Below are 11692 nucleotides of genomic sequence, written 5' to 3'. Positions count from 1 at the left end.
CGGTCAGGGCGGTGTTATGGCCCGTCACTATCGCTGTGTCGAGGTACTAGTCGAGCCACAGCTCCCAGCGAGGATCGCGTCGTTGCAGCGTGCGATCCTCGCGGGCGTACTCCTGCTGTGCGCCGCCCGGCTCCTCGATCAAGAACGCTTCGATGGGGCCGAACACGCGGTCGAGCTCATCGGGGGTGCAGGTCGGCAGATAGCGCCGCATCACGCGGGGGTCGTAGAAGCGGAACAGCACCGTGCGACCGTCGGGTAGCCGTGCGCGTGTGAGGCTGGCGAGGTGCGTCGCGATGGTCTCGGCCGGGGCGTGGCTGGCGAGCAGCATGCCCCACGCGCGCCCGCGACCCTGCGAGGCGAACAGCTGACCGAAGCGCGAATTGCCCGACAGCCACACGAGATGGGGCGCGACCGCAACCAAGGTGCCCGGCAGATCGACGCCGTACAGACAGATCGATCGTTGCCCCGGCGACGCCAGCTCGGCGGCGATGCGATCGTCGCGGGCCGGATCGACCAGCGCGTAGACCCGCGCCGGCGGAGCCGAGCTGCGTGCATCGGCGAGCGCGCGACGGATGATGCCGTTGATGGTGCGCTTGTTCTGCGACAACTTGCGTGGCCTTAGCGTAGCGACGCCGATCGGAGTTTGCTAGTCTGGCAGCGCGATGCCGTGGTGGTTGCACGATGGCCAGACGATCGTGGAGCTCTCCGTCGATGGTCGACCCAGCGATCCCGACACCACCGAGCTCTCCGATCGTGAGCTCGAGCAGGTGGTGGCGCGGGCGGCCGCCGACGTGTGGGGCATCGCGACGCTGCGGCGCACCTACGCCGAGGCGTTCGCCCGCGGCGCGGGTGGCAGCCTGCACGACGACTTCGTCATCGCCGAGCTCGCCGCTGCGATCGTGGGTGGTCGGCTGCGCGGATGGGCATCCGCGCCGACGGCCCGCGCCGCGCCCAACCCGGCCGCAGTCGCCACCGCGCTGGCCGACACCGAGCTCACCGAACTCGCATCGCTCGCGAGCGAGCCCCCGGCGAGCCCCGCCCCGGTCGATCCTTCGGTCGCGCACCAGGTTGAGATCCTGCGTGCCGCCTCCGCGGCCGGCACCAGCTTCTGCGAAGAGTGCGAGTGCACCGAGTAGTCGGGCGCCCCCGCGGTCACCCACGCCCATGCCGTTCGCGATCGTCGACGTCGACTACCACGAGGCCGCGCGGCGTCCGGGATCGGCCGCGACCGCGGCGTGCCTGGTGGTCGAGCGCTGGACCGATGCCGCGCCGTTCCTCACCCACGTCGTCGAGATTCCCGAGGTGCTGCCGTACGCTCCGGGCCGCTTCTTCGAGCGCGAGCTGCCGTGCATCCTGGCGGTGCTGGCGAAGGTCCGCGAGCGCATCGACACCGTCGTGATCGACGGCTACGTGCAGCTCGACACCGACGGCACCGCGGGCCTGGGCGCGCACCTGCACGCCCACGAGCACGGCCGCTTCGCGGTGGTCGGTGTGGCGAAGAACGCCTACGGCGACGGTAGCTTCGCGCGTGCGGTGCTGCGCGGTGGCAGCAAGAAGCCGCTGTACGTGACGGCGATGGGGGTCGATGTCGAGCTCGCGGCGCGGCGCATCGAAGCAATGCACGGGCGACACCGCATCCCCACGCTGCTCGGGTGGGTCGACCGCCTCGCAGCGGGTGATCCCCCGGCCTGGCCCGCGTAGCCGGGGCGAGATCGGGCGCGAAGCGAGCGAAAGATCCGGCCGCGGTGCGCGTTGCTGCGGCATGCGTCCAAGGAAGGGGCGAGTCGGGGCGGTGTTGCTGCTCGCGCTCACCGGCTGCGGTGACTGTCAGCTGTTCTTGCTAGGTGGCGGGCCCGGTGTGTCGATCGACGTCGACCAGGCTCGGATGCGACCGTTCCGCGACCAGTGGCGGATCGAGCACGAGGGACCGTTCCGTCTGCTCGACGACGCCGGCGATCCCTTCATCCGCTCGCTTCGAATCGGTCGAGCCCACGGATTCAACGACAACTTCGACAATCGTGGCGACGTGATCGTGAGGTTCGACGGCCCGCCCGACACGATCCGCGTCGAGCTGCGACGCTTCGGCTTCGCGCCCGATGATGAACGTGTCGACGAGCAGATGTCGAGGTTGCTGCTGTGGGCGCGCGACGCGGATATCGACGCGCCACAGCCGGGGCGGCACCTCGACGACACCAGCCGTTGCGACGGTGTCGACGCGGACGGCGCTCCACGGCCGTGGCGCGATGGCTGTGCGATCTACGTCGAGTACGACGACCTCTAGCAGCTGAGCCGCGTGGGCGCCGACATTCGCGTCACGTTGCCGCCCGACTATCGTGAGTCGTTGTCGATCGCGACGCGGGACAACGACGAAGAGGCCGCATATCCCAATCGAGGTGACGTCTGCGTGGTCGAGTCCCAGGCCGATCTCGACGTGCAGCTCGGCAGCGGCCGCGCGTTCGTTCGCATGGCCCTCGGTGCGCTCGGGGCCGATCCGGCGGCGCCACCGAATCCGATGCCGGCATGCCCGGATCGCGCGGTGAAGGCCTGCAACGAGTTCATCGATCCGGTCACCGGCGAGCCCGCACCGTGGGCACCGCAGTGTCCGTGCCTCGCGCAGGGCTACACTGCCGCGGGCGTCCGCGTGATCGCCGAGGCGCCCGCGGCGAGCGACGTCGTCGTCGACGTGCCGACCGGCACGTGGGCCAACTTCCAGCTCGAGAACCTCGGTGCCTTCGCAACGCAGGACCAGGCCTGCGCGGCGCAGCTGAGCGGGTTCCCCAACGGATCGGTGCATCTCGACGATCGCACCTTCGAGACCGCCGCGCGCACGGTCGGCAGCGTGAACGGAATCGAGGGGGCGTTGGCGGGTGGTCTCGAGGTCGAGCTGGTATCGGGTGCGTGTGCATCGGTCGCCGCGGTCGAGTCGCCCGAGGCCTTCGAGGCCCTACGCGAGGACGGCGAGGACCCGCCGACGGAGTTCCGCGGCAACCTGCAGCTGTGTGCCGACTGCCTCGCGCTGCGATCGTGTGACGAGCTGCTGAGCGATGCGCCTTGACGGGCGCGTGTGGTGCACGTGGTGGCTTCGTGCGAACGAGATCGTGTCGCCGATGGCGACGAACGCAGCGATGGGATGAACCCGACAGGTGCTCGGCATCGACGTCGAGGCCAGCCGCGTGGCAGCGGTTCATCGCTGATCGAATCGCCAAGTCGCCCGTCTATCGCGGTCGTGACGCATCGTCTCTTCGCGCTCGTCGCGTGCGCGCTCACCTTCGCGTGTGACGCGGATCGCCCGACCACGCCGCTGCGGTCGCCCACGGTGGCGAAGGCGGAGGCGCCGGAGCTGCGGGCAGCGCCCACGACGACCGCTGGACCAAGTCGTGCGCTCGAGGCGCCGACTCCGGCCACGACGCCGAAGGACGTGATCGCCGAGCTCGCGGCGACGCCCCATCCGTCGCTGGTCGGACCATTCGCTGCGCTCACGCTGACGCAGACCACGACGGTCCGTGACGCTCGCTCGCAAGCGCCTCAGCTGTTCGCGAACAGGCGCGAGGGCGCGTTGACGGGGCCCTATGCGTTCACCGCGAAGGAGTGGCCCGACCAGCTGTTCGAGGTCGCGCCGCTGGGCCAGATCGACAGTGACCTCGATCAGTGGCTCGTCGGATCGTTGCGTGTCATTCGTCGCGCGGAGGGGGCCGAGCAAGCGCTCGCCGCGGCGTGGGGCGACCCCAAGACCGACGGTAGCGCGAAGGTGTGGCTCGCACCCGAGCTCGGGTTGCGCGCGGACCTGCATCGCCCGCACGGCGTCGACGCATCGAGGATCGCGATCACCCTCCGGGGCTACACGCCGCTCGCGACGCTCATCGGCACCGATGCCGCGCTCTTCGGATTCGAAGAAGGCGCGCCGATCCTCGGCGCAAAGGGCTCCGATCTCGTGCGTCGTTTCGGGCGTCGCATCATGGACTACGACAAGATCCGCCTGTGGCCGATCGAGAACGGTGGCCCCATTGATCTGTGGTTCGCCGCGCCGTTCGAGCTCGACGAAGCCTCGCTGCCCGATCACCTCGTCACCGGTTTCGCGCTCGAGCTCGGCAACGACCAGGCCGTCTCCGCGCTCCTCGAGAAGAAACTCGGCAAGCCGACCATCGATCGCGACGACGATAGGATCCGCGTGTACCGCAAGTCGCCGCGGGTGACCTTCGACGGCAACGAGCTCGTGGTCGGCGAGAAGCTCGACGGCTACAGCGCTACTGCGCCGTGATGACGATCTCCACGCGTGCGCCGGGAAGGACGGGGCTGACCGATCCCAGTGACCGGCTGGTCATCGACGGGCCGAGCGCCGCCGGACCTCGCCGACCAGCGCGCGGCACCACGGCCAGCGCATGCACGGTTCCTTGCCGAGAAGCGCCGACCAAGCTTCGCGCTCTTGCCGGGTCAGCCCCGCCTCGTGGAGCGCCCGTGCCAGGCCTAGCGCCTCGAGCTGTGCGGGGTCGTGCGTGGGTGAGGGCTCGTGGTCGGGCGACCACTCGCTCGGTGGATGGCGGCGCGAGACCTTGGGCTGTTCGTCGGCGAGGTGACGCCACAACCGCGGCGGCAGCGATACGTTCTTGAACGCCGACGGCGCGAACTCGCGGGTCCACTCGGCGTGCTGATGCCATCGCACGGTGTTGGGGCTCGTCTTCGTCCGCCGGGTCAGCCCCACGAAGCGGAGACGATCGTGGAGCTTACGAACATCCGCACCCTCGTCGCGCGACCACTGCAGCAGCAGGCTGGCGATCGCTTCCATCGTGCCGCCGGAGGCCACCACGTCGATGAACGCGGTCGCGTGGGGGCGCTCGATGATCGCCGCCGGGGCGAGGCCGACCGCGCGTGCGTGGTCGCGAAAACCATCGATCTGCTCAGCGGACAGATCGGCGACGGTGGTCGACCAGAGCGAGATCGACAAGAGCCGAGGACGCTCGGACCACGAGGTGCCCGCGAGCACGGCGCCGAGATAGTCGAACACGTTCTCGAGCGAGCGGCCCACGAACACCAGCTCGGCATCGCCGGCCCGCGCCACGATGCGGGCGGACGCGAGCCGGAGCTCGTCCATGTGGTCGGGCAGACGGCTCGGGCTCGGGAGCAGCGTCCCGAGCTGCTCGCGGTGGCGGACATCCCAACGAAACGGGCGTGACATCCGATCCACACGATAGCAGCGCGATGGAGCCCAACTCGCAGCAGCAGCAGCACTACCCCGCCTACCCGCCGCAGGGGTACCCGCAGGCCGATCCACCGCAGGCCTAGCCACCGCAGACCTATCCACCGCAGGCCTATCCGCCGCAGGCCTATCCGCCGCAAGCCGGACGTGGTGTGCCGTGATCGACGCGACCGTGCGCGCGTGTGCCCCGGAGACCGGATCGGCCGAGTCGTGCGCGGTGCCGGAGTTCCATCGAGGCCTCTCGGAGGCGGCCGCCGACCCGAAGAACGGCAAGTTCATCGGCTTCGTCCCCAGCACCCGCGAGGTCCGCTGCATCAACGGTATCACGCGCACGCACGACGTCCGCGAACGTCTGCTGCACGAGGTCGCGCCGTGGTCGTACGACGGCGTCGAACCGGCGCCGACTTGCTACGCGAGCTGTACGTGACGCGGTACGTCGGTGCTCAGCGTCCGCTGATCACGGACGCGAGCTTCACGACCGCGAACTTGCGCCACTCGGCGTAGGCGGGCAGTTCGGAGTAGGTCACGCCCAACGTCGTGTGGCGCTCGCCGCGGTTGATGCCGATGACGAAGGGAACGCCGGTCTCGCGGCCGTAGGCGCTCGACTCGAGCTGCACGGTGAGCTCGCGGGTCTTGCCGTCCGGGCCGTACAGGATCGCGGTCCAGTGGGAGTAGAGATCGCCTTCCGGTGCGAGCGTTTCGGTGATCATCACCGACTTTCCTTCGACGACGAGCTGCTCGATGACGAGTTCGTTCTGCCGCTTCACCTCGGGGCGGGTCGACGCGGCGAAGATCCGCTTCGCGTCCTGCTTGGCGAGCTCTGCCTCCTCGTAGCGGCCGAGCGCGTTGTAGGCCTGCACGATCTTCTTGACCGCGTCGAAGTCGTCGGGGTTCGCAGCCGCGGCGATCTTCCACATCGCGAGCGCATCCTCGTTGCGGCCGTGGTTCTGCAGGTACTGGCCGGCGTTGTAGGCCGAGCCGGGGTCCGGTGGCGTGGCGTGGGCCGCCGCGGTCCAGTGCTCGAGTGCGAGCTCTTCGCGGCCCAGGTCGGCGGCGAGCAGGCCCGCGAGCGCATGCGCGCCGGTGTGCGCCGAGTCGAGCGCAAGCGTGGCGACTGCGGCTGCGAGCGCATCCTCGCGCCGCTGCAGGCGATCGAGCAGCTGGGCGCGCAGGAACTGATCGTCCGCGGAGGCCGTCGCCGCGAGGCGGACGTCGAGCTTTGCGATCACGGCCTCGATACGCCCGCGATCGTCACCGGCAGCTTTGGCCTCGGCGAGCAGCGCCTCGGAGCTCGGCAGCGGGGGCGTCGGGGGCGTCGGGGGCGTCGGGGGCGTGGTCGTGGTGGTCGTCGGGGGCGCGCTCGCAGACGTCGACGAGGTCGGGGGTGCCTCGGGTGTGGGTGTAGCGGTCGGGCTCGACGCGTGGGCTGGCGTGGGGTCGCTCGACTCGAGACCGAGCACGTCGCATGCGGGCAGGGTGAGCGTGACGCACGCGGCGAACGAGGCCTGGAGGAGAGGGGAGCGGAGGCGGGGAATTCCGCGCGGACTTGGCATGCACGAGCGAAGACTGGCGCGGTGGCGATCTGATCACGCGTGCGGAGGGCGATTGCGTGGACCTTTCCCGCCGAGCCACCATGCGATCGAGGAGTGTCGAGGACCTCGATCCACGCCCGCGGACGATTTGCACCGCTGCTCGGATCCCGGGTACGGTCGAGGCGGATGCCGAGCGAGCAGCAGCATCGTGTGTACGAACTCGTGGCGCAGGAGCTGGAACGACACGCGCGCACGACGGACGATTGGTGTTGGGCGTGGCCGAGCGGGGTGTCGTTTGCCTCCGGAGCCAACGGCTCCGCGTTCGAGGCGTGCCTCTTCGTGGATCGCGATCGCGCGGACCCAACCCGCGCGCGAGACCTCGTGGAGGCCGTCGTCGCCATGCTGCGCCGGGACCATCCCGAGATCCCCGAGCCGCTTCGCCTCTCCGTGGTGCCGACGACGCGGCTCGAGTGGGCCATCCATGTCGTCACGCACGCATGCGAGGTCGCGGCGATCGTCGACCGCGAGCGCGTGGGTTCGTGGGTGACGCTCGGCACGATCGAGCGTCGATTCGGCTGGTCGGGGGTCGACGATCGGATCGAGGTGCAGATGTACGCCGAGTCGTCGGCCGACGAGGAGCGTGCGAGGCAACTGGGTGAGACATGGCTCGCCGAGCTGTGTGGCCGGCATCCGCAGCTCGCCGCGATGGTCTACGTCGTGGGCGAAAGCCACTGATCCGCACGGCGAGCCCCTCGAGTGCGGGGGGCAGGTCGTATCCGTGGCCTTGATTCGTCGGCGTCCACCGGTTCATCGGCATGCCGTTGGGCGTGAAGCAGGCCGGGAACCGCCGCTCCACGCGCCCACTCACACCGTCGTCGGCGGCGGGATGTCCTGCTTCTCGTAGAACGCCAGCTCCCCCTCGTTCCTGAAGAACTCGGTGATGGTGATGCCGGTGGGTACCGCCGGTGTCTTGGTCGGCGTCAAGGCGGTCAGCAGCGACGCGCCCGAGTCCTTGGAGGCTCGGTGCTGGCTTGCATCGACGTTGAACACCAGGTTCGTGACGCATGCCGCCGCCACGATGCTCATGCCGCACGAGGGGATCAGCTGGATCTGCGGCTTGCGCTCGCCACCAGGCGCCTGAGCATTGTCGTAGTAGCCCCTCAGCTTCTTCTGGCCGTGATCGAGGCAGACCTCGAGCCCGAAGGTGATGTCGTCCATCGTGAAGATCGACCCACCGCCGAGACCGCTCTTCGTGCTTTCGGTCGTCTGTTGGGCCTGCGCGACACCTTTGCCGTCGTCGCGCGCCGTACCCGGCGTGTTCGGGTGGACGGACAGCACGTCACGCGACCCCGGCGTCGGAAACAACCGAACCGACCCGACGCCGTCCAGCTCCGCCTGGTGGCGTTGCGCGCTGTAGAAGTCGTCCGTGCCGTGGTCGATCCCCGCGAAATCGACCGACGAGACGTTCTCCTTGTACACCAGCAGCTCCTTGAGCGCGCGACTCCCATCCGCGTTCATCGGCACACCGGGCCCGCCTCGCTGCACCTGTGCGATGTTGATCGTCTCGGCGTCACCGGGCTCGAACAGCTGGACCGTGAGCGCGTCGGTCGCGAGTGGCCCGAGCTTCAGATCGACCTCGAGCATGTAGTCGTCGCCGACGATCTTCGTGGCCTTCTTGACCAGGCCGAGCACATTCGGCTGTTCGAACGTCCAACCGACGGCGGGCACGAAGCCGACGCAAGTCACCCGCATCGTCGCGAGCCGTCTCGCAGCCGAGATGCCGACCTCCATGTCCTTCCCGCCGGTATCGACGACGAAGGCGCGCGATCGGCCGGCACCGTACACGGGTGGGCGATCGAACTCGAGCCTTAGCTTCTTCTCGCCCGGATCGGCGGGGAGCGAGGTCACCGAGACGACGTTCACCGTGTCGGTGACGGCCAGGTCGGAGACCGCCTCGAATGTCCAGCCCGCGGCGACCCCTGCTTCAGGAGATCCGTCTTCGCACTCGACGTCGAGCGTCTTGGAAATCGACGAGATCGTCAGGCTGGCGCCGTCGTGGCGCACGCGGTCCTTCGTCGAGATGAACCCGATCGCGCTCCCGAACACGAACAGCCAGTGCTGGTACTTCGCCTGCGCGGTTTCCTTGCGCATCTCGTCGAGGATCATCGAGATCGTCTCGTACGGGTACGCGCCGAGCTTGCCGCGGAAGTAGAACTCGGGCGCCATGAACAGCTTCAACGTGGAGGGAGCAGCGTCGAGTGGCCCGGTGTGAGCGCGGGCATCCTTCACCGCCTGGGCCATGATCTTGCAGCGCTGCAAGATGTCGTGCTTCGACGCCGCCTCGATGTCGCCGCCGAAGTTCGCCTTGACGTCCTCGCCACGGTACTCGCCAGTCCGCACGCGGTAGGCGATGAACTGCACGTGGGTGTAGACGGGCTTGGGCGCGAGCTCGTACTCGAGCTTGGTTTCTGCGATCGACTTCAGCTGCACCGCGGCCTCGAGATCGCCGCCCGCCTCGGTGGGTGCGGGCGTCGGCGTGCCGCGCAGGATCTGGAGCGGCAGCTCCCCGCCCGGCAACGCCAGCGAGACGAGGTAGGCGCCGGGCGGTGCTTCGATGCGGACCTTGCCGGTGAGGGCGTCGACCTGGCCCGCCGCGATCGCGAGGCCGGTTTGCTTCGTGCGCAGCTCGACCGGGATCGCGCCGCTCAACGGCGCATTGTCCCTTCGCTTCACGGTGATCTCGAAGAACGTCGGGACCACGGTGAACGACGCGTGGTCACACTCGACATCGACGTCGTCGATGTCGATCTGCAGCTTCACCTTGCCGACCAAGGTCTGCGCCCCTTCGGCCCAGAACGTCATGCCGTCGGCCGGCGCGGTGATGTCCCCGGGAAGGATGGGGCACGGCATCGCCACCGGCGTCTCGGCGTCGGCATGCTCCTCGCCCGAGCGCATCACGCCGCCGACGTCGGTCTCTTTCGGCAACAACCGCACCTCGTCACCCGAGCGGACCAGTCGCAGGGTGCACGGCGCATCGTGGGGCAACTTCAGCACGCGCACCCGCGCACGCGGGCTCATGAACTGCTCACCCTGCACGTAGAGTTCGCGCCCCGGGTCGCGCTTGGCGTCGTCGCCGAGTCGCGGAGGTGGGCCTGGGTCTGGCCACGGCACCGTCGGCGCCGGCCGTGGACCGGGATCCGGTCGCACGTCACCGACCTCGAGCTTCACCTCGACCACCGTACACGCGACCTCGCTGCACAGCACGCCATCCAGCGCCAGCTCGAGTCCGCAGTCGCCGACCGCATCGCTGACCTTGTCGCCCTGAACCCACAGCTCGACGGGTGGTTTGGTCGCGGGCAACACCACCGGTGCGTCGCCCGTGTCCGCGGTGTGTAGCCCGAGCTTGTCCCCGCGCGCCGAGAGCACGATGCGATCGGCGAGCTCGACCGGCTCGCACTTCACCACGAGCTTCGCCCGCGCACGCGCCTTCGCGACGTCTTGCACGTGCACGACGCGGCCACGCGTGCGGTCCTTCGCGACGTCCGCCGCGATCTCGGCCCCCCCCTTGTCGTGGATCACCAGCTGAACCACCGCAGCGGTCAGCTTGCCCTTGACCGACGGCGCGCACGGCCGGGAGCCGCCCTCCAGCGCCCACTCGATCCCGATGCCTTCGAAGGCGCTCGCCGAAACCGCCTCGAGCTCGAGCTCCACACCGGTACCCGGCACCGCGTCGATCTCGTAGACACCGCCACCCTTGTCGACGGCGCCGTACACGTTCACGGCCGCAGGCGACCCGGTGAGCGTCAGCGTGCCCTTGCCGTCGTGGGCCACGTGCGTGTTCAGCTTCAGCTTCGCTCGAGCTCCGCCGACGATCGCGATCGCGACCGGCAGCGCCATCGTCGGCCGCACGCGCTCGACCAACACGATGCCAGCTCTGGCGTCGGCGTCGTAGACGAGCCGCGCCTCGGGGGCGGTGGCCGGAGGTGCATAGGCATCGGCGTGGGTCGGCGCGACCTTGGCTCGGATCGTGTAGTCGCCCGGCTTGAGTGCCGAGAAGCTCGCACGCGCGGTGCAGCCCTCCTTGGTGTCGACGGTGCCTCCGTCGCACTCCAGCTCCACGTCGACGGGCACGTCGTCCGGCGTCACCGACACGGCGAGGTCCGGTCGCCTGCGCAGCGTGAACGACACCGACGCGATCTTCCCCGGGCGCACCGGGATGTCGCGAATGGACAGTGCCTCGGGCGGATCGAAGGATGTCGCGTGCTCGCCCAGATCGCCGAGCGTGGCGGTGTACTTTGGCTCGGCCAGCGGCTCGAAGTGCGCCAGACCGGCCACGTCGGTCGGCTGCGGCGCGCCACCGATGTCCACGAGGACGCCGCGCTTGTCGGTGCCGGCGCCTTTCACCGTCACCCACAACGCGCCGTGCTTCACCGGGCACTTGCCCACCGCGCTGAGCTCGAACACGCAGCCTTCGGGACACACCAACGTCTGGTCACACTTCGGACACTTGGCCATCCTGACTCCGATCGAAGACGTCAACCCGCGAACGGTACGACCACCCGGCCACCCGTCCGCTCCCACAACACCTGCTCGGTCAGCTCGATCTTCAGCTCTGGGGGCAGGGTCGGGTGCCGCAGCCGCGCCCACGCGCGGGCGTGATCGGGCGAGCGCTCCAGCTGCTCGCCGAGCTGGATCATCAACGCGAGCAGACGCGCGAGCCCATCCTCGGTGTCGAGGCCGCAGCCGAGCCCCGTCGTGATTCCACGACGAATGAGCGCGCGGGTCTCGTCGGCCCCGAGCGCGGCGATCTCCTCCGGATGCTCGCCCTCGAGCGCATCGAACAATCGCCGTTCCAGGCCCGCAGAATCTTCGACGGCCAACGCGTGGAGTTGTCGACTACGGATGACGAGCATCGGCGAGTCCGCGCCGCAGCGTAGCGTACTCGCGCGCAGGCCGTCGACACGAC

The 11692-nt window shown here is 69.3% G+C and carries 12 protein-coding genes; 7 read left to right on the top strand and 5 right to left on the bottom strand.

What is annotated here, in order from left to right:
• Positions 1–46: 46 nt before the first annotated feature.
• The gene (locus tag IPH07_20880; GenBank protein MBK6919864.1) at positions 47–607 is read right to left on the bottom strand and encodes a DUF4123 domain-containing protein; all 561 of its coding nucleotides are present in this window, start codon (positions 605–607) and stop codon (positions 47–49) included.
• Between the two features lie 55 nt (positions 608–662).
• Here IPH07_20880 and IPH07_20875 point away from each other — a divergent pair, with 55 nt between their 5' ends.
• The 5 genes from IPH07_20875 to IPH07_20855 all read left to right on the top strand — a co-directional run bounded on the left by IPH07_20875 (position 663) and on the right by IPH07_20855 (position 4258).
• Positions 663–1136: a hypothetical protein gene (locus IPH07_20875; GenBank protein ID MBK6919863.1), complete on the top strand. Its 474-nt coding sequence runs from the start codon at positions 663–665 to the stop codon at positions 1134–1136.
• A 28-nt stretch (positions 1137–1164) separates the two neighbouring features.
• Complete coding sequence (locus tag IPH07_20870) at positions 1165–1701, top strand: endonuclease V (protein ID MBK6919862.1); 537 nt, start codon at positions 1165–1167, stop codon at positions 1699–1701.
• A gap of 91 nt (positions 1702–1792) precedes the next feature.
• Complete coding sequence (locus IPH07_20865; protein ID MBK6919861.1) at positions 1793–2281, top strand: hypothetical protein; 489 nt, start codon at positions 1793–1795, stop codon at positions 2279–2281.
• Between the two features lie 12 nt (positions 2282–2293).
• Positions 2294–3055 carry a hypothetical protein gene (locus IPH07_20860; GenBank protein MBK6919860.1) on the top strand — a complete coding sequence of 254 codons (762 nt, stop codon included), beginning with the start codon at positions 2294–2296 and terminating at the stop codon, positions 3053–3055.
• A gap of 171 nt (positions 3056–3226) precedes the next feature.
• Positions 3227–4258 carry a hypothetical protein gene (locus IPH07_20855; protein ID MBK6919859.1) on the top strand — a complete coding sequence of 344 codons (1032 nt, stop codon included), beginning with the start codon at positions 3227–3229 and terminating at the stop codon, positions 4256–4258.
• Between the two features lie 60 nt (positions 4259–4318).
• Here IPH07_20855 and IPH07_20850 read toward each other — a convergent pair whose 3' ends face one another.
• Positions 4319–5173, bottom strand: a complete 855-nt coding sequence (locus IPH07_20850; GenBank protein ID MBK6919858.1) for a hypothetical protein — start codon at positions 5171–5173, stop codon at positions 4319–4321.
• A gap of 178 nt (positions 5174–5351) precedes the next feature.
• On the opposite strand from IPH07_20850, the gene IPH07_20845 reads away from it, so the two are divergent.
• Positions 5352–5621 (top strand): hypothetical protein, encoded by a 270-nt coding sequence (locus tag IPH07_20845; protein MBK6919857.1) that lies wholly within the window; start codon positions 5352–5354, stop codon positions 5619–5621.
• Positions 5622–5637: 16 nt separating this feature from the next.
• On the opposite strand, the gene IPH07_20840 is transcribed toward IPH07_20845, so the two are convergent.
• Positions 5638–6747: a tetratricopeptide repeat protein gene (locus IPH07_20840; protein ID MBK6919856.1), complete on the bottom strand. Its 1110-nt coding sequence runs from the start codon at positions 6745–6747 to the stop codon at positions 5638–5640.
• Positions 6748–7125: 378 nt separating this feature from the next.
• Here IPH07_20840 and IPH07_20835 point away from each other — a divergent pair, with 378 nt between their 5' ends.
• A complete protein-coding gene (locus tag IPH07_20835) occupies positions 7126–7461 on the top strand; it encodes a hypothetical protein (GenBank protein ID MBK6919855.1) in 336 nt (111 codons plus the stop codon).
• Between the two features lie 129 nt (positions 7462–7590).
• Here IPH07_20835 and IPH07_20830 read toward each other — a convergent pair whose 3' ends face one another.
• Both IPH07_20830 and IPH07_20825 read right to left on the bottom strand, forming a co-directional pair.
• Complete coding sequence (locus IPH07_20830; protein MBK6919854.1) at positions 7591–11241, bottom strand: hypothetical protein; 3651 nt, start codon at positions 11239–11241, stop codon at positions 7591–7593.
• 20 nt (positions 11242–11261) lie between these two features.
• Positions 11262–11639 carry a hypothetical protein gene (locus tag IPH07_20825; GenBank protein MBK6919853.1) on the bottom strand — a complete coding sequence of 126 codons (378 nt, stop codon included), beginning with the start codon at positions 11637–11639 and terminating at the stop codon, positions 11262–11264.
• Between the last annotated feature and the right edge of the window lie 53 nt (positions 11640–11692).

The sequence above is a fragment of the Deltaproteobacteria bacterium genome (genome assembly GCA_016709225.1).
Lineage (GTDB): Bacteria > Myxococcota_A > Polyangia > Nannocystales > Nannocystaceae > Xiheibacterium > Xiheibacterium phototrophicum.
Note: the sequence above shows the minus strand (reverse complement) of the source record. Positions and strands in the feature narration are given on the sequence as shown.